Here is a 25,227-nt window from a genome sequence, read left to right as displayed (position 1 = left end):
ATTTTTGCTTAAACATTTTCATGAAAAGGTTTCTTTTATTATTTGTTATCTGTTTTCTTGTACATTCATGTGCAAGAGTGGGATCTCCTGTCGGAGGGCCTAAAGATACTTTAGCACCAAGGTTTTTAAGTTCAAACATTGATACTACAAGAATTAATGTCAAAAAAGATATTCACGAGCTCCGTCTGGATTTTGATGAATATGTAACATTGAAGGACATCAATAAAAACCTGATTATTTCACCACCTATTAAAGGGATAACGAGAATTCTTCCTTCGAATATAGCCAACAAATTTGTGCTGATCCAATGGACTGATACTCTTCAGGCGAATACAACGTATAATTTTAATTTCGGAAATTCCATTGTAGATAATAACGAGTCGAATATACTGAGGTATTTCAATTTTGCTTTTTCTACAGGAGACAAACTGGATGATCTTTACATCAGTGGTGAGGTAAAAGATGCAATGGATATTAAAAAGAAAACGGGAACAACAACGGAAAATAAGCTTGTGGTAGGATTGTATCAGGTAAAAGATACGATGGATTATAAGAAAAAACCTTACTATATCACCAAGGTAGATGAAGACGGGTATTATGAATTGAATTATCTGACTCCTGGAAAATATAAAATTATTGCTTTTGACGACGAGAATGGAAATTCTATGTATGACCCAGGAAAAGAAAAGGTTGGATTCCAGAAAGATCCCATCAATGTAGAGAAATCTATTTCAGGATTGAATTTGAAAGTATATCCTTCCAGAAAAGCAGTGAAATATTCAGAAATGAAAGAAATTGCAGGTGGGATTTTAATGTCATTTGAAGGAAATCCAGATGAAGTAAAAGTTCAGTCACTGAATGAGAAAATAAAAGATATCAAAATAATGCATAACCCAAAATCCGACTCTGTCAGAATCTGGTTTGATGCAGTAAAAGATGATGTGGGGCAGACAGCGAATGAAAAACTCACATTTACTCATAATAAAGGTCCCAAAAAAGATAGTGCCTACAGCGTTTCTTTATTTTACAGATATAATAAGAAGAATGCGATGGATGTCGTGAGCGATAATGACGGAACTTCAATCGCTCCAAAAGCAGATTTAAAGCTTGCATCAAACTATATTGTAGATAAAATTGATCCTTCAAAATGGACATTAAAGATCAAAGGTGACAGTTTAACAACTTTACCGTTCACTGCTAAAATTTCAGAAACAAATCCTTATCAGATCCATGTTCAATCAGATTTTGTGATGGGAAAAAGCTATGAACTTACTGTTCCTAAGGAAACCGTATCTTCGTACTATGCAAAAAACAGCCAGTCAAAGCGTTTCGATTTTGATGTTGCTAAAGCAGATCAGTTTGGAAGTGTTGAGTTCTCTATTACCAATGCTCCGGAAGCAAATTATTGGATTCAACTGATAGATTCTTCAGATAAAATTGCCTATCAGAAATATATAAAAGGAGACAAGGTAAAATTTGATATATTGAGACCTGCAGAATATATTGTAAGAATTCTGGTAGATAATAACGGGAATAAATATTGGGATGAAGCAGATTTCGCTAACGATATATTTGCTGAAGATGCTTATATCTTCCATAAAAAAGTAATCGTAAGAGGATTGTGGGAAACAAGAGAAGACTGGGATCTGAAGGATACCAGAACACTTGACAGTCCTAAATCAACATCGGGAGCTCCGGCACCCACATCAACCTCTGTTCCAGCATCAGAAACTCCGCAGCCTGTAACACCTACGGTAACGAAGGAACCGCTGAAAAAAGAATTTAAATCCGGTAATGCTGTTTTAACTCCGGCAAAGTAAGCAGATGAAAATGGCTAAGAAAATCATATTTTGGATATTGGTGGGTTTTGCCCTGATCCAGTTTTTTCCTATTGATAGAATCAATAAACCGGTTGATTCTGCTGCGAACTTCGTTGATGCAAGGAAAGCACCTGAAAAAATCAGAACACTGCTTAAAAATGCGTGTTATGACTGCCATTCCAATGAAACAGTTTACCCGAAATATGCTTTTATTGCACCTGTATCATGGTCTGTAAAAAGCCATGTAAATGAAGGAAGAGAACACCTTAACTTTTCTACCTGGGAAACGTATAATAAGGATTTGAAGAAGGATATGATCACTAAATCTATTCAGACTATCCAAAGCAAAGCAATGCCAATGCCGGGTTATATTGTCTATCATAAAGAAGCTAATCTTTCAGAAGCAGAAAGAGCACTGTTGATTCAGTATTTTGAAGAAATGCTGAAAACGAAGACTTATTAGTATCTAAAATAAAGCGGGAAAAAATAAAAGAGATAGCTTATTTTCAATGCTTTATTCTTCTGTTATATTATTTTAAGATTATCATAAAATAAAAAACTCTCGCAGATTTTGCAGACCGGCAGATGAATGTGTTTTAACAATCTGCTTAATCTACAAACTCTGCGAGAGAATATATTACAAAAATTATTTCTTTAAATAGCTCCCAAAAAATCTCTTCTGAGAATCAAAGGCAATATCTTCAAGGTCTAGCTCCTGTAAAGGAATCCATACTGCTTCTGAGATCTCTGAGAGTTCAAGATTTACCTCAAACTTTTCCGAAACATTATACTCATAAAAGAGATCGATGGTATTGTAATCAATTTCTTTGTATTGATAGATGTTTGGAAGGCTGGTAAGGTATTTCAGGTTAGAAATATCGATATCAAGCTGAAGTTCTTCAAAAAGTTCTCTTTTACAGGTTTCCTCTGCACTTTCTTTAGGGTCAACGAATCCTCCGGCAAGATCAAGTTTTCCTTTTTTAGGATCTCTGTTTCTTCGGGTAAGGTAAATTTCGTTACCACATCTGATGACAACCGCCACTGCGCCTGCCACATTATTATACAAAGTAAAACCACATTCCGGACAGCTCCATTTCTTTTCGCCGTCCCAGTGTAAGGACTCTTTGCCACAGCTTGGGCAATATTTCAATAGTTTCATTGAGCAATATTAATATTTCTCGGGTGATAACTCAAAATAACATCCCTTAATTCTTCCGTCTTCAGATGCGTATAGATTTCCGTTGTTGTAATACTGGAATGCCCCAGCATTTCCTGAATATAACGGAGATCTGCTCCGTTCTGCAGTAAATGCGTAGCAAATGAGTGTCTGAAGGTGTGTGGAGATATTTTTTTGTTAACCCCTGCTTTATCTGTAAGTTCTTTAATGATAAGAAATACAATCACTCTGGACATAGATGTCCCACGGCTGTTCAAAAACAGAGTGTCTTCATATTTCTTATTGATCTTACCTTTAGAACGTACCTCTTTGATATAATTTTCAAGCAAATCAGCAGTATAGTCGGCCAAAGGTACAAAACGGGTTTTGTTTCCTTTTCCGTTTACCTTGATGTATTGCTCTTTAAAATTGATATTGGAGATCTTCAGATCAATGAGTTCAGAAACACGAAGCCCGCATCCATATAGTACCTCTATGATGCAGTGGTTTCTTTTTCCAAGATCTGTATTGACTTCAATAGCAGTGATAATTTTGTTGATATCAGGCAGGCTTAAGGTATCAGGGAGGTATAATCCCAATTTAGGGCCTTCAAGTAACGCCGCAGGATTGTCTTCACGATATTCATCTTCAAGCAGAAATTTGAAAAAGGCTTTGATGGAAGATATCCATCTTGCTTGTGATCTCTCACTGAATTTCTGTTTAGAAAGATTGAAAATGTATTCCTGCAGGTTTTCGTAACCGATAGAATCTGGGCCGACGTTTGCCAGATCTTCTTTTGCATAATCTTTTAATTTCTTAATGTCCCGAACGTAGGCGTCGAGAGTGTTTTCTGAAAAATTTCTTTCGAAACGAAGAAATATTTCAAAATCTTTGATCTTTTCATCCCAAGTCATTTGTGCTTATTTTTTTAGTTCACAGTCCGATATTTGTTCTATTTCAATGTTATGGTTTCTCAGGAACGATATTCCATCGTCATCTGAATACTCATTAATATACACCAGTCTCGCAATTCCTGCCTGTAAAATCAGCTTGCTGCATTCTTTACAGGGAGACAGCGTCAGATATAACGTTGCCCCTTTTGCAGATTGAGTAGAAGCGGCCAGCTTTAATATAGCGTTCGCTTCAGCATGCAATACGTACCAGTGTGTTTTCCCTTCTCCATCTTCACAGCAGTTTTCGAATCCCGAAGGAGTCCCGTTGTAACCATCTGAAATAATCATCCTATCTTTTACGATAAGAGCTCCCACCTGTTTTCTCTTACAGTAGGAGAGTTTTGCCCATTCCTGAGCCATTTTTAGATAAGCTTTATCAAACTTATTCATACCGCAGCATTGTTTTTTTTCGAAATAATTTGGATTAAAATCTTTTAGAAAGATTTAAAAGTTAGGCTTTCTCTTCTCTAGAAACGCAGTAACTCCTTCTTTCTTATCTTCCATTTCAAAAAGTTGCCCGAAATATTTAATTTCAGTTTCAAAACCTTTCTCTGTATCAGATAAATTTACGGCGTTTATAGCCTTGGATATTGCCATTGGTGAATTGTAGGCAATCGTGTTTGCTAATTCTTTCGTTTTGGTTAATAATTCTTCAATAGGGTATACTTCATTGACCAGGCCGATCTCTTTTGCTTTTTGAGCAGGGATCATTTTGGCAGAGAAGATCATTTCATTGGCAATACCTTTTCCTACAAGCTTTGGAAGCCTTTGAGTTCCTCCGTATCCCGGGATTAATCCAAGAGTTACTTCAGGAAGTCCTAATCTGGCGTTTTCCGATGCATATCTGATATGGCATGCCATAGCAAGCTCTAAACCTCCGCCTAATGCAAAACCGTTTACGGCTGCAATGACAGGTTTAGACATATTTTCAATTTTATTGAACAATATATTTTGTCCGTTTCTTGCAAGTTCTTCAGCTTTTTCCTGTCCGAAGTCGCTGAACTCCTTGATATCAGCTCCTGCTACAAAAGATTTTTCTCCACTTCCGGTAAGGATAATTACCCTGCAGGAAGTATCAGCGTTAAGCTCATCCAGTGCGGTACTGATTTCCTGAATTGTTTTTGCATTTAAAGCATTTAAACTTCCAGGTCTGTTTATGGTAATAATAGATAATTTATCTTCTTTTTTTAATAATATGTTCTCGTAACTCATTTTTCCACTTTAAAATATCATCCTTTGCAAATTATGAATTTTTTACAAAAAAAAGGAAAAAATATTATTTTTTTTTTCCTTTTTTTTAATTTATTATTCAATATGATTATTTGGAATGATTCATCATATTTGCATCAATATTGACATTTAACTGAGAAGCTACTTTCATGCCAAGCTCAATATTAGCACGGAAAAAGTGACATAATTGTCGGTTGATAATCTCGTCTTTTTTAGGCCCGCTGATGCCTTGCATGCTTCCGATAATATTTTGAATCAGACGATCTCTGTCTTCTGCGTTCATTGCTTTTGAATAAAGCAGACCCGGCTGAGTATAATGATCGCTGTCATTATCATTTCTGTTATAACTGGCTACATGAGCACTGTCTAATTCATATTCAAAACCTTTGTAATCAGAATCTGCTTTGATATCATCGAAACTGTTCGGATGGTAATTCGGTTTGTCCTGATAGTAGCTTGAATCTGCCATATAGCCATCTCTCTGGTAGTTATTGACCGCAAAAGGACATCTGTTCACCTCCAGTTGATGTGCGTTGACACCCACTCTGTAACGGTGTGCATCAGGATAAGAAAATAGTCTTCCCTGCAGCATTTTGTCAGGTGAGAAACTAATTCCGTTAATCAGGCTGCTTGGTGAAAAAGTAGATTGTTCAACATGAGCAAAATAATTAACAGGAACTTCATTAAGTTCCATTTCTCCTACCTCAATCAATGGGAAGTCATCATGAAACCACACTTTTGTTACATCAAAAGGATTCCATCTGAAGTCTTTTGCCTGTTCCTCAGTCATCACCTGGATATACAGGGTCCATTTCGGGAAGTCTCCGTTTTCAATAGCATTGCAAAGGTCTTCCTGGGCGAAGTCCGGATTTTCGCCGGCCATTTTTACCGCTTCTTCATCAGTGAAGTTTTTCACCCCCTGCTTGGTTTTGAAGTGGAATTTTACCCATACTCTTTCATTATTGTCATTAATCATGGAGAAAGTATGAGACCCAAATCCATGCATATGTCTGTATCCGTAAGGCGTTCCTCTGTCTGACATTAATATAAGAACCTGATGAAGCGATTCAGGATTTAAGCTCCAGAAATCCCACATCATGGTGGCGCTTTTTAAATTGGTTTTTGGAAGTCTTTTTTGAGTATGAATAAAGTCTGGAAATTTTTTTGCATCCTTAATAAAGAATACCGGAGTATTATTTCCTACAAGATCCCAGTTTCCGTCTTCTGTATAAAATTTTAAAGCAAAACCTCTAGGGTCTCTTGCTGTATCTGCGCTTCCTTTTTCTCCTCCTACAGTAGAAAAACGGGCAAACATTCTGCATGAATTTCCTACTTTTGAGAACAGTTTTGCTTTTGTGTACTGGCTGATGTCATGGGTTACGGTAAAAGTTCCATAAGCACCGCTTCCTTTAGCATGCACAATCCTTTCAGGAATTCTTTCCCTAACGAAATGCGCAAGATTTTCCTGAAGAATAAAGTCTTGCAGCAATACCGGGCCTCTTGGTCCTACCGTCTGTGAATCCTGATGCTCAAAGTAAGGTGCGCCGTTGCTTAACGTTAATTTTTTAGAATCCATATAATTGAAGATTTGAATAATTCTTTTTCCTTTTTCTAAATCGAAGTGTAAAGGTAATGAATATCAAATTTACTTGAATTTTTAATTGCTAATAACAAAAACGTTATATCTTTGTAATAGATAATATTAATCAAATGAACATTCAGCAACTGGAGTATCTTATCGCTGTTGATAAGTATAAACATTTTGGTAAAGCAGCTCAGGCATGTTTTATTACACAACCTACGTTAAGTGCCATGATACAGAAATTTGAGGATGAACTGGATGTGAAGGTTTTCGACAGAACTACTCACCCGATTCGTACCACAGATGTAGGTCTTCAGATTATTGATCAGGCAAAAGTTATTATAGAATCTGTCAATGAGCTGAAAAACAAAGCGAACCTTTTGAATAATATTTTAGGAGGAACTCTTAATCTGGGAATTATTCCTACGGTTTCTTCTTTCATTCTGCCTACGGAAATTTTCAAGTTCCTTGAAGACAATCCAAAGATTCAGATGAATGTAAAAGAAATGACAACGGATAATATTATTAAAGCTTTAAAAGCAGGAGAACTGGATGCGGGAATTATCTCAACTCCTTATGATACTGCTGACGAGTTTTATCAGGATTTCTTATTCAATGAGGAGCTGATGATTTACAGTTCCAATACAGAAGCCAACAAAAAGAATTCTTACATCATTCCGGAAGATCTGAATGTAGAAAAAGTATGGTTACTTGAAGAAGGAAACTGTCTTAGAAATCAGTTTGAGAACATCTGTCATTTGAAAGAAAATACCCTGAAGCCTAAAAATTTAGACTTCCTGGCTTCCAATATCCAGACCTTGGTACACATGGTAGATAAAGTAGGAGGAATCAGTATTCTGCCAGAACTTGCTTTGAGTCAGCTTTCAGAAGAACAGAAGAAAAATGTTTTCAGATTCAAAAAACCTTTCCCTTATCGAGAAATCAGTATTATTTATTATAAGCCAACATTTAAGCAAAAAATAATTGATGAATTGTCACATTCTATCAAAACTTCTTTAGAACTTAAGCTGAATTATCACGAAAGTCCAAAAGAATTTGTAAGCATTAAGCCTCAGTAATGGAAATGCTTTAAAGTGATAGAAATCATCAATTTAAATAAAATTATAATTAATAAACAAAATTTTTGAGTATTACAAAAATAGTGCTTAAATTTGCTGACGTTTATTACGAGGAAAAATTTGACCTGATTGCAACCTCTATAAAAATATGCTAAAACAGTATTCTTTTTTGGGCAATTTTATTTCATATTTTTCTTCAATACAATTTTTTTAAATCTTTAAAAACAAAAGAATTATATGTCTTATTTATTTACATCTGAATCCGTTTCAGAAGGACATCCGGATAAAATTGCCGATCAAATCTCTGATGCATTAATCGACCATTTTTTAGCATATGATAAAGACTCAAAAGTAGCATGTGAAACTCTTGTAACTACCGGACAGGTGGTATTGGCAGGGGAAGTAAAATCAGATGCTTATCTTGATGTGCAGACTATTGCCAGAGAAGTAATCAACGGAATTGGATATACAAAAGGTGAATATATGTTCAATGGAGATTCTTGTGGAGTGATCTCTGCCATCCATGAGCAGTCACCTGATATCAACCAGGGAGTTGACAGAGCTGTAAATGACGAGTCTTTCGAAGCAAAAGCAAATGCACAAGGAGCAGGAGATCAGGGAATGATGTTCGGGTATGCTACCAATGAAACGGCTAACTATATGCCTCTTGCATTGGATCTTGCCCACACGATTCTGAAGGAACTTTCTGCCATCAGAAGAGAAAATAAAGAAATCACTTATCTTCGTCCTGATGCAAAAAGCCAGGTAACTATTGAGTATTCTGATGATCATAAACCAATTAGAATTGATTCTATCGTAGTTTCTACTCAGCACGATGATTTTGCAGCTGAAGAGGAAATGTTGAATAAGATCCGTGAGGATATTAAAAACATTCTGGTTCCAAGAGTTGTTGCACAACAGACTGAGGAAATCAAAGCTTTGTTCAACGATCAGATCAAATATCACATCAATCCTACAGGGAAATTTGTAATCGGAGGACCTCACGGGGATACAGGTCTTACAGGTAGAAAAATCATTGTTGATACCTACGGTGGTAAAGGAGCTCACGGAGGAGGTGCTTTCTCAGGAAAAGATCCTTCTAAAGTAGACAGAAGTGCTGCTTATGCTACAAGACATATTGCTAAAAACTTAGTGGCTGCAGGAGTTGCTGATGAAGTTTTGGTGCAGGTTTCTTATGCTATTGGTGTAGCTGAGCCTTGTGGTTTATATATCAATACTTACGGAACTGCAAAAGTAGATCTTCATGATGGAGAGATTGCGAAAAAAGTTTCTGCAATTTTCGATTTAAGACCTTATGCTATTGAGCAGAACTTAAAATTAAGAAATCCTATTTATCAGGAAACTGCTTCTTACGGGCATATGGGTAAAGAGCATTATATTGCTGATAAAACTTTTAATAAAGGACATAAAAATGAGCTTACATTGGAAGGGCTTGAGTTCTTTACTTGGGAGAAACTAGACAAAGTAGAGGAAATTAAAACCGCTTTCGGAATTTAATTTTCCCCTTAAAGAATAATAAATGAACTGCTTTATCTCTTGATAAGGCAGTTTTTTTTTAATTTTACACCTTAATAATATAGAAAGATGATGAATTTTAGAACTGTAGTTGCTGTCCTGTCCCTGTTTTTGCTAAGTACATTAGCAAAGGCACAATATACCATGCATAAAATGATTACTGTGGGGTATACTTATCAGAATCAAAGTTTTGGTGAAATAGGAGGGAAATTGCTTTTTCTTAAAAATGACGATGTGATTTACAGATTGGGAGGATCTGCACTGATGGGAGTTGCGGACTCCAAATTTGCTATCATGCCAAAGCTCCAGGCGGATGTTCTTCTTAATTTTGAAAAAAATGTAGACTTCTATCACTCGTATTATTTTTTAGCAGGGGTAGAAGGAACCAATAAATACATTGCCCCTAAAATAGGAGTCACCTTATTTGGGATGCTAGACCTTACCGGAGGCTATGCTTTTCCTATCGGAGATACCCGATTGAACGGAAAAGAGATGAAAGGTCTGAATATTAATTTTACATTAAATATCCCTACCGTATTCATTCATGACATGTTTAAATGATTTTTTTTAGATTTTTCTCTAAAAAATTTAATAATAGGTTAACAGTTATTAAAAAAATATTATATTTACATCATAATAATTGTACTACCGCCTATAGAAGAGACTCTACTCTAGAACTGTTTTGTTTATACAGCAAAGACCAGAAGAAATATCTGGTAGAATGGCTGTCTGCAAATATTTATATTGAGAAGAGTTATGAAATCAAAATCGGATAGTTTACTAATTTCCCTTTACCAGAAAGGAGACGAGGGTGCGTTGTCAACCCTTATTCATCGACATCAGAGAGAACTGTTTACATTCATTTTTTATAAAATTAATGATGAAGATTTAGCGAATGATATCTTTCAGGACACCTTTATGAAGATTATTGTTATGCTGAAAGAAGGGCGTTATAACGAAGAAGGTAAATTTATCCTTTGGGCGAAAAGGATTTCCCACAATTTAATTATCGACCATTTCAGATCAAAAGCAAAGAATATAAAGGTTTCAGAAACTACTTTTGAAACCGATGAATATTCTATTTTTGATTTGATCAGAGAGCCTTCTGAAAATATTGAAGATCAGCTTGTGACGAATCAGATACAGGAAGATCTTTTAAGGATGCTGCAGTTTTTACCACAAAATCAACAAGAAGTAATCAAACTAAGATTTTTTGACGGGCTGAGTTTCAAGGAAATTGCGGATCATACAGATATGAGCATTAATACTACTCTTGGAAGAGTACGGTATGCGCTGATAAACCTGAGAAAAATCATGGATGAAAATAATATAATATTAACCAGATAAATAATATTTTGGGAAATTTCACGTTTTAAGGAAAACATACTTCGCTTATGAAAAAAAATGACTCCTTAAAAGTGAAAACTTTGAAACCTAAGAAACAAACTATTGATTTTTTGCTGAATTTTTCTAAAAGCCTTGAAGTTGTGAAAAGCAAGAGCAAAAATTATCCAATTTTAAAAAATTAAAATGATTAACTTTGTGCTGTATGAAAATGCAGCATGTTTTTTTTGACCTGGATAATACACTCTGGGATCATCGTAGAAATGCCTATCTTACCATCAAGGAACTTTTTGAAAAACAGGAAATTACTTCAAAGTATCATATTGACTTTGAAGAGTTTCATTCTGTTTACCATGATATCAACGAAGATTTATGGGAAAAGATCAGAGATGGAATTATTGGCAAAGAGTATTTGAGAGAACACCGTTTTTATGACTCATTTAAACATTTTGGAGTAGAAGATAGAGAACTTGCCCTTTATTTTGAAGAGCACTTTCTTGATAATATTGTGAGTCATAATCAATTGGTAGAAGGAGCTGAAGATGTTTTGGAATATCTGAAAGCTAAGAATTATACATTACACATTATTTCCAATGGATTTCAGGAGGTAACGGAAAGGAAATGTACCTTGTCCGGAATTGCCCCTTATTTTAAAACGATTACCAGTGCAGATGCTGTAGGAGTAAGAAAACCTAATCCCAGGATTTTTGAATACTCTTTAGGACTTTCTGAAGCCAGAAAAGAAGAAAGTATCCTGATTGGTGATGATTGGATTGCTGATGCCATGGGAGCAACAGACTTCGGAATGGATGCCATTTTCTTTGATGTTTATAAAGAAGATAAACGGAAAGAAGGATTAAAAGCCATTACCAATCTTCAGCAGATTAAAGAATACTTATAAATGTAAGACCATAAAGTCTAAAGTATAAATATAGGCCACTAAGATTATCTTAGTGGCTTTTCTGTTTTATAGACTTGAGAAATCAACGTAAAGATGTTTGATTATCCACGAAAATCTGCGATTAAGACTAAATCATAAATTCATTTATTTTTTTGCTGGATTAGTTTTCCCAATTCTTTCCCAAATTGATTTGCAACTTTGCTCCATAATAATGATAAAAAAATTAAATGTTATGAAAAATGTAAAGAAAATCACAGGAGTATTGATGATCATGTTTTTATTAATAGGAGGCTTCGTTTCTGCACAGGACAGAGCAATCAATGTTAATCAGTTACCCAAAACAGCTAAAAACTTTCTTGCTGCCCAATTTAAAGGAATACCTGTAACCTCGGCCATTGAAGACAGAGAAATTTATGGAGTAGATGAATATAAAGTATATCTGACCAATGGAATGAAAATAGAGTTTGACAGCAATGGAAACTGGAAAGAAGTGGATGGAAAGCATCAGAAAGTTCCGTATGGTTTCATTCCTGTATCGATCAGAAACTACAGTACAAAGAATTTCCCGAACACTTACATCATCAAGATCGAAAAGAAAAGATGGTCTTATAAAGCAGAACTTTCCAACGGACTGGAGCTTGAATTTGACAGAAACGGAAATTTTAAAAGAATTGATGATTAATACTTAACCGATGCAAACACTAAATTTTAATATTATGGTCAACTGGAATTTAATAAACAGTAACGGAAGAAAGATTTCTTCTGCTCAGATTAGAAAGAATATAGTTTCATTTATCACAAGGAATCATCCTTGCAGTGTCATTGACTCTATTGAAAAAAAATATAATGCTTATAAGATTCATTTGATGAATGGTCTATGTCTTGTTTTCGATGCAGATGGCCGTAACGTGAAATCAAATTAGATTATTCATGAAAAAATACCTGAGGGAAGAGGGCAGAGAGCATTTTCATTTTATAGATATCTTATCGGTTATCTATCATATAACCCTTATATTGATCATATTCTCGTAGACTCTTGGATGTGTATCTCTATCTCCAGCTTCCATCCTTATAATTTCCTATATTTGATATTAGTTAATCATGCAGCAGAGCATATACACCCAGAGGTATGAAGATTTTAATAGTAGAAGATGAACCCGAACTAAAAGATACGGTACAGAAGTTTCTGGAAGCAGAACATTTCATTGTAGAGTATGCTGAAAATTACAGCAATGGGCTGGAGAAAATTATTTCTTACGAGTATGACTGTATTTTGCTGGATATTATGCTGCCGGACGGAAACGGAATAGATCTGCTGAAAGAAATAAAAAAAATGCACAAGAAAGATCCCGTGATCATTCTTTCTGCCAAAGACTCAGTAGATGATAAGGTAACCGGATTGGAAATAGGGGCTGATGATTATCTTGCCAAACCTTTTCATCTTGCAGAACTGATGGCGAGGATCAAGTCGGTGATCAGAAGAAAAAATCAGGATGGTGAAAATATCATCCGATACAAAAATATAAGTATTGATCCGGAGAACAGAACAGTGAAAGTGGGAAATGAGGAGTTAGTCCTTAACCGCAAAGAATACGATCTATTGTATTATTTTGTGATCCATCCGGAAAAAACTTTACAGAAAACGACGTTGGCAGAAGCTATCTGGGGAGATTACATCGATCAGGCGGACAGTCTGGATTTTATTTATTCACAGATTAAAAATCTTCGTAAAAAATTAAAAACACTTAATGCAGAAGCTGATTTCCAGGCTGTATACGGAATAGGATATAAATTCATCTGATGAAAGTCTCTTTAAAATATTATACCATAAAATACCTGATCATCATCCTGCTGTTTGTTATTGCAGTTTGGGCAGGGTTGTTTTATGCCTACATTCTGGATGAAGTACATGATAATGTGGATGACGGATTGAAGGACCGGAAAATACAGATTATCAAAGCTGTTTATCTGAATCCCCAGCTGCTGAATAATAATGATTTTGGATTTAATGAATTTAAAATTAATCCCATTAAAGCTGAAGAGTATCAAAATAAAAGCAGGCTTTACAATAAGATGTATTATATGGAATATGATGATAAAGACCAGCCTTACAGAGTTCTTGAGGCAGACTTTATCGATCAGTTTAAAAATCAGCAGAGGCTTGTCATAAGAACGTCTACCGTAGAAGAGGACGAATTGATCTACGACCTTACGACTGCTTTAATTGTGCTTTATATCCTTTTGGTAATAAGCATTGTTGTCATCAACGGATATCTTTTGAATAAAGCAATGAGACCTTTCTATCTGATTTTGGATAAGCTTAAAAAATATCAGTTCGGAATCTCTTTTTCACAGGAAAAGCAGACATATAAAATTACCGAGTTTGAAGAATTGAATGTCGAAATCAATGAAATGATTGAACGTAACGAGCTTGTTTTTTACCAGCAGAAACAGTTTATTGAAAATGCGTCCCACGAACTTCAGACTCCTTTGGCTATTGTTATTAACAAAATTGACCTTCTGATTCAGAATGATGACCTTGATAAAAAGAGTATGACCTTTCTTACTGAAGTTAAAAATGATCTGCGAAGAATGGTAGGCTTAAACAAATCTTTATTAATGCTTTCCAAAATTGAAAACAGTCAGTTTAATAAAACTTCAGATGTTGACTTTAATGGAATGATTGCTCAGTTAGTTCAGAATTATGAAGATTTCATCGCATTTAAAAAAGTAGAGGTCAATATTATAGAGAAAGGAAAATTCGTTGCAGATTTTAACCAGGATCTGGCAGATATTCTGCTGTCCAATCTTCTTAAAAATGCGGTTAAATATAATAATGAAGAAGGAACGTTAAATATTATTGTTGAATATAACCGGATTACATTCCAAAACAGCGGTACAGCCATTCCTTTAGATAAGTCAAGGATCTTTAACCGTTTTTACAAGCAAGGATCAGATCATACCTCTACAGGATTAGGATTGTCTATCATTAAGACCATTATAAAACAATACCCGGGTTGGGATATTGTCTATGAATTCGGCGATCAGATGCATTACTTTATCCTGACAAAGAATAACGGAAAATGATATTCAGAAAATCATAATAAATAAAAAAAGCCTTTCGTTTGAAAGGCTTTCTTATGTTTACAACTTAGTATTAAAATCCTAAGCTTGTTCTTACTCTTTTAAGAGTTTCCAGGGCAATAGGTCTGGTTTTCTCGGCACCTTGCTGTAGTTTTGCTTCCAGCTCATCAAGGTTGTTCATATAATAAGCGAACGTTTCTCTTTCTTTCTCAAAACGTACCAGAATAAGATCCAGTAATTCCTTCTTAGCATGTCCGTATCCGAAGTTTCCGGCAAGATATTTTACTCTTAGCTCTTCAGTTTGTTCAGGTGTTGCAATAAGTTCATAGATCTGGAAGGTTTTATCAGTTTCGGGATCTTTAGGTTCCTCCAGAGATTTAGAATCTGATTCAATGCTCATTACCTGTTTTTTCAGTTCCTTTTCAGGTAAGAAAATATTGATAATATTTCCCATTGATTTAGACATTTTACGCCCATCAGTTCCGGGAACATATTTCGTGTCCTGCTGAAGTTCTGCTTGTGGTAATACAAGCACTTCTCCCATTTGATTATTAAACCTGGAAGCTACATCTCTTGCAATTTCCAAATGCTGAAGCTGATCCTTTCCTACAGGTACAATCTCTGCATCATACAGTAAAATATCTGCAGCCATCAGAATTGGGTAAGTAAATAAACCTGCATTTACATCCTGAAGTCTGTCAGCCTTATCCTTGAATGAATGAGCCAATGTTAATCTTTGATAAGGAAAAAAACATGATAAATGCCAAGAAAGTTCACAGGTTTCAGCGATATCACTTTGTCTGTAGAAAAATGTTTTTTCAGTATCTAATCCACAAGCAAGCCAAGCCGCAGCAATCTCGTAGGTATTTTGTCTTAACGTTTGCGCATCTTTAATCTGTGTAAGCGTGTGAAGATTCGCAATAAATAAAAATGATTCATTTCCTTCCTGCTTGGATAGTTCAATAGCAGGAATAATTGCCCCTAATAAGTTTCCAAGATGGGGTGTTCCGGTGGCTTGAATGCCGGTAAGAATTCTTGACATTTGTTTAAAATTTATATTAAAGAATTAATGAATTACAAATTTACGAGGTTTGTTGGGAATAACGAAAGATAAAAGATAAAAGATAAAAGATAAAAGATAAAAGATAAAAGATAAAAGATAAAAGATAAAAGATAAAAGATAAAAGATAAAAGATAAAAGATAAAAGATAAAAGATGTTGTCATTTAAAATTCAATGGAGGTGGGATATAATTCTGAGCGGAGACGAAGAAAGCCCAGCCAGCTTTAAATTAAGAATTCATTATTGGCTTTAGCCAAAACCTCTCAACTCATAATCCAGTATCCTTCTCCACCATTATCTGTGAAATCCGTGGTTAAAAAATATTAAGGAATCACAATTTTCTCCCCACCAAATTTAGGTTCTACTCCGAAAAGAAGGTCCCAGTATGCCTTAGCTTTGGCAGCGTACTCTCTCATATTGGTCTTTAAACCTGCGTATTTATTTACATCAGCAGCATTATAACCAAAGGCTTCCATTCCGTTTTTTCTGGCCAGGAAAACAGCTCTTTCATTGTGGAATTTCTGAGAGATAATCACCAGTTTTGTCTGGCTGAAAATATCTTTTGCCCTTACCACAGAATCCAGTGTTCTGAATCCGGCATGATCTAAAATGATTTTATCCTGTGGAACTCCTTTCTGCATTAATGCCAGCTGCATATCTTCAGGTTCATTATAGTCTTTGGTGCTGTTGTCACCACTTACAATAATATATTGGATTTTTCTGCTTTTGTATAAGTTGGCAGCAGCTTCAATTCTATTGTAGAAATAAGCATTCGGGGTTCCGTTGCTCAGAAGTTTTCCGGTTCCCAGTAACAGACCCGTTTTTGCTTCCGGTACATCTGCAATATTATAGGAAACGAAAGATTCGCTGTCCTTTTTTATGCTGTAATTTGCCCAGGCAATAAAAATAATTCCTGCAACCAGAAGAAGCAGGAAAATTTTAAAAATATTTTTGATTATTTTTTTCATCCGAAAATACATCTTTTAAAACTCAAGCCCGTTTGGAAATGCTTTTTTTCTGAAGATTAGAAGGAAAGCTGCACCTACTGTGATCGCAGAATCGGCAACATTGAAAATATATTTGAAGAACTCAATATGTTTTCCTCCTATTAAAGGCCAGCTTTCAGGGACGTACCAGTCTACTACCGGGAAATGAAGCATATCCACTACACAGCCTTTCATAAAGGTAGAATATCCCTGCCCAAAAGGAACAAGCTTAGAGATACCTCCATACCCAATCCATCGGTCAGTACTGGCGTCATACACTGTTCCGGTGTCGAAGATCATCCCATAAAACATTCCGTCAATAAGATTTCCGATTGCTCCGGCGAAAATGATGGCCATAGGAATCAAAAGATAATTGGATGCTCCGTCTTTCAACCATTTTTTAAACATATATACCATTCCTCCAATCAGGAAAACTCTTAGGATTACCAGAAAGTATTTCCCGATGATTCCGCCAAAATGAAATCCATAAGCCATTCCAGGGTTTTCAACAAAAGTTTTGTTAAAGAAACCATTGACTACAGGAATACTTTCATTCAGTTCAAAATGAGTTTTGATGTAAATTTTTGAAGCCTGGTCAATCAACAACACTAAAAATGTTATCGCTAATATCTTTTTCATTACTCTCCTTTAGGTTTTGAAGGTTTTGCAGCAGGTTTTATATTTTTATTATCACTTGCTTTCTTAACCACTTTCTGTCCGTTATACGAACTTTTAACATGAGCTTTTTCAAATTTAATGTTCATTTCTTTCAGTACACTTTTCAGTGCGCTAAGCTCCATTGCATTTTTTGGATGTACTATAATAGATTCCATTTCTTATATTTAATTTTTACATTTTGGACAATTCGTCGAGTCGTTTTCTATCTTTTTCAGATAAATCACTGATTCCGTTTCTGCCCATTTTGCTTAAAAGTCTGTCGATCTCTTTCTCCCGCTCGCGTTTATCAGAATTGAATTGATCATCAATAGTATAGTTTTTCTGAGGTTCAGAAAAGAATCTGTTTTTAATCCATTCTCTATTGAAAAACAGTAATGCTATTGCGATAATAAATCCTAAAATTAATAATTCGCTCATAGGTATACATTAAAAATTAGGTTTATAAAGTATCCGTGAATACGATATAAACCCAATATTATTTTTTACAAACCTTGCGGTTATTTTTGCATGTTTTTCGCTTCGATGCTCAGCGTAGCATGAGGAACGGCTAAAAGTCTTTCCTTAGGAATCAGTTTTCCTGTTACTCTGCAAACACCATACGTTTTATTTTCGATTCTGATCAAAGCATTTTTAAGATCACGCACAAATTTTTCCTGTCTTCCTGCCAAAATAGAGTTCTGCTCTTTGCTCAATGTTTCTGCTCCTTCCTCAAAAGCTTTGAAAGTAGGAGAGGTATCATCAGTTCCATTATTCTGGTCATTGATGAAACTTTCTCTGATAAGCTGAAGATCCTTTTCTGCTTTTTCTATTTTTTCTTTAATAATTGCCTTAAATTCCTGTAAATCAGCATCGCTGTATCTAACTCTTTCGTCTGACATATTCGTTCTCTTTTTTAATAAAATTATGAAATGGAATTTGAAATATAATAACTACATGTTAATTTTTTTCAACATTTATCTTAAAATTAACCTCATCTATTTCGATTTCGTTAAAATTTGAAAGTGAAGATACAATTTCTATTTTATTTGACAAGACTTCAGAAGAAATATATTCTTCATTTTTCTTAATATCATTAAGGAAAGGTGAGTTTTCTTCAATGGAGATATTAATCTTGTCTGTCAGTTCAAAGTCTTTATCTTTTCGCAGGTTTTGAATTCTGTTGATGAATTCTCTTGCGATACCTTCAGATTTTAGCTCATCGGTTAACGTCAAATCTAATGCCACAGTTGTTTTACCATCTGAAGTAACCGTCCATCCCGGGATATCTTTTGTAGAAATTTCTACATCATCAAGTGTGATTTCATATCCCTGAACATCTAGTTTTCCTTCTTTTTCAAGACCGGCAATCTGTTCTGTATTAAGATTTGCAATCTCGGCACCTACCACCTTCATGTCTTTTCCTAATTTAGGACCAAGAGCTTTGAAGTTGGGTTTTATCTGTTTTACAATTAAGTGAGATGCTTCTTCAGCATTGATTAACTGTAATTCTTTCACGTTTACTTCCTGTTTGATCAGATCCGCAACAGCAAGAATTTGCGCTTCTGTTTTAGAATCCAATACAGGAACCAATACTTTTTGTAACGGCTGACGAACTTTTACATTTTCTTTCTTTCTTAGTGAGAAGACCATACTTGTAATGTTCTGAGCAAGATGTGTTTTTTCAACCAGATCCTGATCAATTAAGCTTTCATCAGCTACCGGGAAGTCTGTTAAGTGTACAGATTCACAGTTCTCTTTACCTGTTACTTTATTCAGGTCCTGGTATAATTGATCCATAAAGAACGGAGCAATAGGAGCAGATAGCTTAGCCACTACTTCAAGACATGTGTATAATGTTTGGTAAGCAGAGATCTTGTCATCAGAATATTCTCCTTTCCAGAAACGTCTTCTGCATAATCTTACATACCAGTTACTCAGGTTATCATTTACAAAAGTGCTGATTGCTCTTGCTACTCTTGTGGGTTCATAGTCTTCATAGAAAGCTTTTACTTCTTTGATCAGAAGATTCAGTTCAGAAAGAACCCATCTGTCAATTTCAGGACGGTTTTCCACTTCCTTTTCTGAATAGTTGAAGCCGTCAACATTCGCATATAAAGCAAAGAATGAATAGGTATTGTAAAGCGTTCCGAAGAACTTTCTTCTTACTTCGTCAATTCCTTCAATGTCAAACTTCAGGTTTTCCCACGGATTTGCATTGGAGATCATATACCAACGGGTAGCATCCGGTCCATATACAGAAAGTGTTTCAAACGGATCTACAGCATTTCCTAAACGTTTTGACATCTTCTGTCCGTTCTTATCCAGAACAAGACCGTTACTCATTACATTTTTATAAGCAACAGAATCAAACACAGCAGTTCCGATCGCGTGAAGCGTATAGAACCATCCGCGGGTCTGGTCAACACCTTCTGCGATAAAATCAGCAGGGAATGCCTTATTGTTGTCGATTAATTCTTTATTTTCAAAAGGATAATGCAATTGAGCATAAGGCATAGACCCTGAATCGAACCAAACGTCGATCAGGTCGCTTTCACGTCTCATTGCTTTTCCTGAGTCAGAAACCAATACTATTTTGTCTACTACGTTTTTGTGAAGATCCACAAGCTCATAGTTAGACTCAGCCATATTTCCGATGATAAAACCTTGGAACGGGTTTTCAGTCATCAATCCAGCTGCAATTGATTTCTCGATTTCGTTGTATAACTCTTCTACAGAACCTATGATCTTTTCTTCTTTCAGGTCATCTGTTCTCCAGATTGGCAACGGAATACCCCAATATCTTGAACGGGAAAGATTCCAGTCGTTTACATTTTCCAACCAGTTAGCAAAACGTCCTTCTCCGGTAGCTTTTGGTTTCCAGTTGATTTCTTTGTTCAAATTAACCAATCTGTCTTTTACAGCGGTCATTTTCACAAACCATGAATCCAGCGGATAATACAATACCGGTTTGTCAGTTCTCCAGCAATGTGGATAAGAGTGAACATATTTTTCTACTTTGAAGGCTTTGTTCTCTATTTTCAATAGGATCGCAAGTTCTACATCCCATGATTTCTCAGGAGCAGTTCCTTCATCGTAATATTCGTTTTTGATATAGGTTCCGGAGAATACCTCAGGAACATTTTCACCTTTGATGAATTTACCCTGTAAATCTACCAATGGCACAAGGTTGTCATTTTCGTCCTTCACCAACATTGGCGGGATCTCAGGCTGAGCCATTTTAGCAACTCTCGCATCATCAGCACCAAAAGTAGGCGCTGTATGAACGACACCTGTACCGTCCTCTGTCGTTACGAAATCTCCCAGGATTACTCTGAATGCATTTTCAGCATTATCGTTGGGTGTAAACCAAGGAACTAATTGCTCATATCTCGTGTCAACAAGTTTTTCTCCTGTAAACTCTTTTAAAACCTTGAAAGGAATTACTTTAGTTTCTGAAGTATAGTTGGCAAAATCTTCATCTGTACCTTCTGTATATTTTTTACCGAAAACTTTAGGTAAAAGAACTCTTGATAAAACAACAGTTACGGGTTCAAATGTATATTGGTTGAAAGTTTTAACTACAACATATTCAATATCTCTCCCTACAGTAAGAGCCGTATTGGATGGCAATGTCCATGGAGTTGTCGTCCATGCAAGGATATGAACATCTCCGTCCACATCATTGAATAATGCTGAAGAGTCTTTTTTTACTTTAAACTGAGCGACAACCGTTGTGTCTGAAACATCACGATAGGTCCCGGGCTGATTCAGCTCGTGAGAAGAAAGTCCTGTTCCTGCTTTCGGAGAGTAAGGCTGGATCGTATACCCTTTATACAACAAGCTTTTGTCATATAATTGTTTCAATAACCACCAAACGGTTTCCATATATTTTGACTTATACGTGATGTACGGATCATCAAGGTCTACCCAATATCCGATTTTCTCCGTAAGATTATTCCAAACATCGGTATAACGCATTACCGCTTCACGGCAAGCTCTGTTATAATCTTCAATAGAGATTTTTTTGCCAATATCTTCTTTCGTGATTCCTAATTCTTTTTCTACACCCAGTTCCACAGGAAGACCATGCGTATCCCAGCCTGCTTTACGGAAAACCTGCTTTCCGTTTTGAGTCTGGTAACGGCAGAAAATATCTTTCAATGCTCTTGCCATTACGTGGTGAATTCCAGGCATACCGTTTGCTGAAGGCGGACCTTCATAAAAAACAAACTCAGGATTTCCCTGACGAATCTCAACACTCTTATTGAAAGTTTTATTTTGTTTCCAAAATTCCGCTACATTCTCTGCTACGTCAATAAGGTTGAGGTTTTTGTATTCTTTAAATTGGCTCATTGTAAATATCTCAATATCGTTGATTAATTAAGTCTGCAAATTTACTAAAATTTGTCGGTTTATAATATATGTTTTATTTTGATATCATCTATTAAAAAGTTCAATCTCAGAAATATAAATAGAGAAAGTGAAAAAAGTGAATAGTGAATGGTCAATAAGTGAATTTTTCTGGCTGTTTTCATGTGAAATTTTATGTAATTTATTCAATAGAAGTGGCTTTAGCCGAAACTAAAAAGTTGTCTACATCTAAAAACATAAACATCTGTGAAAATCCGTGTAATCTGTGGTTAAGAAATACTTATATCAATTCAAAAATAAGGACATGATGATTGGAAATTCGTATATTTAAGTAGCTCTAAATCCAAATGCTGTATGAAAACCTTTTATCAACTGATGCTTTTTGTTTGTTTTATCAACACGAGCATTATACAGGCTCAAAATAATTACCCTCAGAATTATTTCCGGAATCCTTTGAATATTCCCATGCAGCTAGCTGCCAATTTTGGTGCTGTAAGGACAAACCACTTTCATATGGGACTTGATTTAAGAACGAACAGTCAGGAAAATTTGCCGGTTGTTGCCGCAGCAGAAGGATATGTGAGCAGAATAAAAGTGGAACGGTACGGTTTTGGAAATGCAGTGTACATTACTCATCCCAATGGCTATACTACTGTGTATGCCCATTTGAACAAATACTTCAATAAGCTTGATGAATATGTAAAGGAAAGACAATATAAAGACGAAAAGTGGGAACAGGATATCACGTTCCAGCCTGGACAGTTTCCGGTGGAAAAAGGACAGCAAATTGCACTAAGTGGAAATACCGGAGGCTCTGCTGGTCCGCATTTACATTTTGAAATAAGAGATACCAAAACAGAAGAATGTCTTAATCCCTTGCTTTTCGGTTTTGCTATTCCAGATACTGTAGCACCCATTATCAGCGGACTGTATTGGTATGACCGACGTTTCAGTACCTACGAACCTGGCGCGAACGGAATTGCAGTAAAAAAAGCTGGAAATGTTTATACTTCTCATCTCGTTCAGGTTAATTCTCCGGAAATAAGTTTTGCCATTAAAGCCGTAGATAAAGCCAATCAAGGGTTTAATCTGGGGATTTATAACGCAGAATTATTGATGGATGGCAAGTTGATTTATAGTTTTAAAATTGATAAAGTACATTATGACGAGACTCGCTATATCAACGGCTGCATAGATTATACTAAATTCATCAGGGATAAAATGGGAATTCAGCATTTGTCAGTTTTACCGGGGATGAAACTTCAGAATTATAGTCTTTCCAATCTGGCAGGGATTATCAATCTCCCGGATGAAGAGGTTCATACGATTGAAATTATCTTGAAAGATACAAAAGGAAATACAAGCCGGTTAACAACAAAACTTCAGTTCAATAAAACTTCGGACAAAGTATCTTCTACAGGAAAAACGCTAATGCCTAATGAAGGAAAAACAATTTCTACCGAAAATACTGAGATTAATTTCAGCAAAAATACAGTATATGATGCAGTAAATTTCAATGCCTATGAAAAACCGGATAGCGATCCCAATGCGATTTCAAATAGTATTGTTTTGCATAGTCCATATATCCCGGTTCATGTTGAATATACTTTGAAAATAAAACCGAATAGAAAATTAACCAATACAGAAAAAGATAAAGCCGTTATTCTCCTTGATTATGGCAGTGACAAAGATGTCGTCAAGGTACAATGGAATAACGACTGGGCAGAAGGTAAATTCAATAGATTGGGTACCGCAAAATTATTAATAGACAATAATCAGCCATCTGTTTCATCAGGCTGGAGTGAAGGAGCACTGGTTAATAACAGTTCTTTATTGTTAAAAGGAACAACAAAAGTGGGAGATATTGTTTCATTCCGGGCCGAACTGGATGGGAAGTGGCTTCGCTTTGCCCGTGTAAAAGATAATTTTATCTACACCTTTGATGAAAAGTGCCCGAGAGGATCAGGTTCTCATACTTTAAAAGTTACAACAGTAAATACCGCTGGAAATACAAACATACAATCCTTTACTTTCCAGAGATAAATAATCTTTTAATACTTGAATCTTTAAATCTTTTAATTTTAATTAAATAAATTTGCTCTTTAAAAATTAAAATCATTGGAATTTCATCCGTCAATCGAGAAAGCAGGGACTCAGGAAATCAAACTATTTCAGGAAGAAAAACTTCATGAACTTTTGGGGTATCTGGAAGCTCATTCACCTTTTTATCAAAAACTGTTCAGAGAAAATAATATCCATATTGCTGATATCCGTACTTTGGAGGATCTTCAGAAAATCCCTACAACGACGAAGAATGATCTGCAGCAGTACAACCATGATTTTTTCTGCATAACACCGGATAAGATTGTGGATTACAGTACCACTTCCGGAACGTTGGGAGATCCGGTTACTTTCGGGCTTTCGGATAATGATCTCGAAAGACTGGCTTATAACGAAGCGATCTCTTTTGCCTGTGCCGGAATTCAAAAAGGGGATGTTGTTCAGATGATTACCACCATAGACAAAAGGTTTATGGCGGGACTTGCTTATTTTCTGGGGTTAAGAAAAATGGGAGCAAGCGTAGTGAGAATGGGACCTGGAATTCCTGAACTGCAATGGGATTCCATTTTCAGATACAAACCTAAATATCTGATTACCGTTCCTTCTTTCCTGTTGAAAATGATTGACTATGCCGAGAAACATGGATTGGATTATAAAAATTCCAGTGTTTATGGAGCTGTGTGTATCGGAGAAAGTATCAAAAACCAGGATTTTACAGATAATATCCTTTCTCAGAAAATCAAGGAAAAGTGGAATATAAAACTTTTTTCAACCTATGCCTCTACAGAAATGAGTACCGCTTTTACAGAGTGCGAATTTCAGATTGGAGGACATCACCACCCGGAACTGATCATTACAGAAATTCTGGACGACAACGGAAACCCTGTACAAGAAGGAGAAAGTGGCGAGCTTACCATCACTACTTTAGGAGTAGAAGCTATTCCTTTGTTAAGATTTAAAACCGGAGATATTGTAAAAGCGCACTATGAACCATGCCTGTGTGGAAGAAGTACAATGAGATTAGGGCCTGTGGTAGGCAGGAAACAACAAATGATCAAATACAAAGGAACAACTTTGTATCCGCCGGCAATGAACGATATTTTGAATGATTTTAATACTATCTTATGCTACCAGATCGTCATTCAGGCTAACGACATCGGACTTGATGAAATTATTATCAAACTAAGCACTGAAGAAGAATACGACAGTTTTGTCAATGAAGTCAGAGATCACTTCCGTGCAAAATTGAGAGTAAGTCCGAAAATTGAAATCATTGACTTTGATATCTTATCTAAAACAGTTTTTAATCCAAACAGCAGGAAACCAATCACTTTTATTGATTTAAGATAAAATTAAAAAATAAAGAGTCAATAGAAGCTTCCTTTTATAATATCTTTGGGCTCTAA

25 protein-coding genes are annotated in these 25,227 nt (G+C 35.6%); 13 read left to right on the top strand and 12 right to left on the bottom strand.

Going from position 1 to position 25,227, the window contains the following annotated elements:
- The first annotated feature begins 20 nt into the window (after positions 1–20).
- Positions 21–1,820, top strand: a complete 1,800-nt coding sequence (locus KYG33_RS13280; protein WP_180564760.1) for an Ig-like domain-containing protein — start codon at positions 21–23, stop codon at positions 1,818–1,820.
- A gap of 4 nt (positions 1,821–1,824) precedes the next feature.
- Positions 1,825–2,283: a heme-binding domain-containing protein gene (locus tag KYG33_RS13275; RefSeq protein ID WP_180564759.1), complete on the top strand. Its 459-nt coding sequence runs from the start codon at positions 1,825–1,827 to the stop codon at positions 2,281–2,283.
- Between the two features lie 183 nt (positions 2,284–2,466).
- On the opposite strand, the gene KYG33_RS13270 is transcribed toward KYG33_RS13275, so the two are convergent.
- The 5 genes from KYG33_RS13270 to KYG33_RS13250 form a co-directional block, all read right to left on the bottom strand.
- Entirely contained in the window at positions 2,467–2,979 is a 513-nt protein-coding gene (locus KYG33_RS13270; RefSeq protein ID WP_219071893.1) for an NUDIX hydrolase, read from the bottom strand.
- Positions 2,976–3,890, bottom strand: a complete 915-nt coding sequence (gene xerD, locus KYG33_RS13265; RefSeq protein ID WP_077419511.1) for a site-specific tyrosine recombinase XerD — start codon at positions 3,888–3,890, stop codon at positions 2,976–2,978. Before xerD ends, KYG33_RS13270 begins: the two co-directional genes overlap by 4 nt.
- 6 nt (positions 3,891–3,896) lie before the next feature.
- Positions 3,897–4,319 carry a deoxycytidylate deaminase gene (locus KYG33_RS13260; protein ID WP_076356921.1) on the bottom strand — a complete coding sequence of 141 codons (423 nt, stop codon included), beginning with the start codon at positions 4,317–4,319 and terminating at the stop codon, positions 3,897–3,899.
- Positions 4,320–4,373: 54 nt separating this feature from the next.
- A complete protein-coding gene (locus tag KYG33_RS13255; RefSeq protein ID WP_077419512.1) occupies positions 4,374–5,141 on the bottom strand; it encodes an enoyl-CoA hydratase/isomerase family protein in 768 nt (255 codons plus the stop codon).
- 106 nt (positions 5,142–5,247) lie between these two features.
- Complete coding sequence (locus KYG33_RS13250; protein ID WP_180564757.1) at positions 5,248–6,735, bottom strand: catalase; 1,488 nt, start codon at positions 6,733–6,735, stop codon at positions 5,248–5,250.
- 134 nt (positions 6,736–6,869) lie between these two features.
- Here KYG33_RS13250 and KYG33_RS13245 point away from each other — a divergent pair, with 134 nt between their 5' ends.
- The 9 genes from KYG33_RS13245 (at position 6,870) to KYG33_RS13205 (ending at position 14,688) form a co-directional block, all read left to right on the top strand.
- A complete protein-coding gene (locus KYG33_RS13245) occupies positions 6,870–7,820 on the top strand; it encodes a LysR substrate-binding domain-containing protein (protein ID WP_047377365.1) in 951 nt (316 codons plus the stop codon).
- Between the two features lie 237 nt (positions 7,821–8,057).
- Positions 8,058–9,338 carry a methionine adenosyltransferase gene (metK, locus tag KYG33_RS13240; protein ID WP_219071892.1) on the top strand — a complete coding sequence of 427 codons (1,281 nt, stop codon included), beginning with the start codon at positions 8,058–8,060 and terminating at the stop codon, positions 9,336–9,338.
- Positions 9,339–9,425: 87 nt separating this feature from the next.
- Positions 9,426–9,917 (top strand): hypothetical protein, encoded by a 492-nt coding sequence (locus KYG33_RS13235; protein ID WP_077419515.1) that lies wholly within the window; start codon positions 9,426–9,428, stop codon positions 9,915–9,917.
- Positions 9,918–10,112: 195 nt separating this feature from the next.
- Positions 10,113–10,703 (top strand): RNA polymerase sigma factor, encoded by a 591-nt coding sequence (locus KYG33_RS13230; RefSeq protein WP_047377368.1) that lies wholly within the window; start codon positions 10,113–10,115, stop codon positions 10,701–10,703.
- Positions 10,704–10,905: 202 nt separating this feature from the next.
- On the top strand, positions 10,906–11,601 hold the full coding sequence (locus KYG33_RS13225) for a YjjG family noncanonical pyrimidine nucleotidase (protein WP_219071891.1): 696 nt from the start codon (positions 10,906–10,908) through the stop codon (positions 11,599–11,601).
- A gap of 232 nt (positions 11,602–11,833) precedes the next feature.
- Positions 11,834–12,283: a PepSY-like domain-containing protein gene (locus tag KYG33_RS13220; protein ID WP_175627304.1), complete on the top strand. Its 450-nt coding sequence runs from the start codon at positions 11,834–11,836 to the stop codon at positions 12,281–12,283.
- Positions 12,284–12,293: 10 nt separating this feature from the next.
- A complete protein-coding gene (locus KYG33_RS22625; protein ID WP_077419518.1) occupies positions 12,294–12,524 on the top strand; it encodes a PepSY-like domain-containing protein in 231 nt (76 codons plus the stop codon).
- Between the two features lie 206 nt (positions 12,525–12,730).
- Positions 12,731–13,402: a response regulator transcription factor gene (locus KYG33_RS13210; protein ID WP_047381613.1), complete on the top strand. Its 672-nt coding sequence runs from the start codon at positions 12,731–12,733 to the stop codon at positions 13,400–13,402.
- Positions 13,402–14,688, top strand: coding sequence for a sensor histidine kinase (locus KYG33_RS13205; RefSeq protein WP_219071890.1), 1,287 nt, complete (start codon positions 13,402–13,404; stop codon positions 14,686–14,688). Before KYG33_RS13210 ends, KYG33_RS13205 begins: the two co-directional genes overlap by 1 nt.
- A gap of 70 nt (positions 14,689–14,758) precedes the next feature.
- Here KYG33_RS13205 and trpS read toward each other — a convergent pair whose 3' ends face one another.
- The 7 genes from trpS to ileS all read right to left on the bottom strand — a co-directional run bounded on the left by trpS (position 14,759) and on the right by ileS (position 21,742).
- Positions 14,759–15,727 carry a tryptophan--tRNA ligase gene (gene trpS, locus KYG33_RS13200; protein ID WP_077419520.1) on the bottom strand — a complete coding sequence of 323 codons (969 nt, stop codon included), beginning with the start codon at positions 15,725–15,727 and terminating at the stop codon, positions 14,759–14,761.
- Between the two features lie 342 nt (positions 15,728–16,069).
- Positions 16,070–16,714, bottom strand: coding sequence for a vancomycin high temperature exclusion protein (locus KYG33_RS13195; protein WP_077419521.1), 645 nt, complete (start codon positions 16,712–16,714; stop codon positions 16,070–16,072).
- A 15-nt stretch (positions 16,715–16,729) separates the two neighbouring features.
- Entirely contained in the window at positions 16,730–17,371 is a 642-nt protein-coding gene (locus KYG33_RS13190; RefSeq protein ID WP_077419522.1) for a lipoprotein signal peptidase, read from the bottom strand.
- A complete protein-coding gene (locus KYG33_RS13185) occupies positions 17,371–17,565 on the bottom strand; it encodes a DUF2683 family protein (protein ID WP_077419523.1) in 195 nt (64 codons plus the stop codon). Before KYG33_RS13185 ends, KYG33_RS13190 begins: the two co-directional genes overlap by 1 nt.
- A 16-nt stretch (positions 17,566–17,581) precedes the next feature.
- The gene (locus KYG33_RS13180; RefSeq protein ID WP_077419524.1) at positions 17,582–17,827 is read right to left on the bottom strand and encodes a DUF6576 domain-containing protein; all 246 of its coding nucleotides are present in this window, start codon (positions 17,825–17,827) and stop codon (positions 17,582–17,584) included.
- An 80-nt stretch (positions 17,828–17,907) separates the two neighbouring features.
- Positions 17,908–18,288, bottom strand: a complete 381-nt coding sequence (locus KYG33_RS13175) for a TraR/DksA family transcriptional regulator (protein WP_002983772.1) — start codon at positions 18,286–18,288, stop codon at positions 17,908–17,910.
- Between the two features lie 58 nt (positions 18,289–18,346).
- The gene (ileS, locus tag KYG33_RS13170; RefSeq protein ID WP_219071889.1) at positions 18,347–21,742 is read right to left on the bottom strand and encodes an isoleucine--tRNA ligase; all 3,396 of its coding nucleotides are present in this window, start codon (positions 21,740–21,742) and stop codon (positions 18,347–18,349) included.
- A 372-nt stretch (positions 21,743–22,114) separates the two neighbouring features.
- Between ileS and KYG33_RS13165 the strand changes: the two genes are divergently transcribed.
- Entirely contained in the window at positions 22,115–23,803 is a 1,689-nt protein-coding gene (locus KYG33_RS13165) for a M23 family metallopeptidase (RefSeq protein ID WP_077419526.1), read from the top strand.
- A 75-nt stretch (positions 23,804–23,878) separates the two neighbouring features.
- Entirely contained in the window at positions 23,879–25,171 is a 1,293-nt protein-coding gene (locus KYG33_RS13160) for a phenylacetate--CoA ligase family protein (RefSeq protein ID WP_077419527.1), read from the top strand.
- Positions 25,172–25,227 lie beyond the last annotated feature (56 nt).

It is taken from the genome of Chryseobacterium sp. D764 (assembly GCF_019317325.1).
Classification (GTDB): domain Bacteria; phylum Bacteroidota; class Bacteroidia; order Flavobacteriales; family Weeksellaceae; genus Chryseobacterium.
Note: the sequence above shows the minus strand (reverse complement) of the source record. Positions and strands in the feature narration are given on the sequence as shown.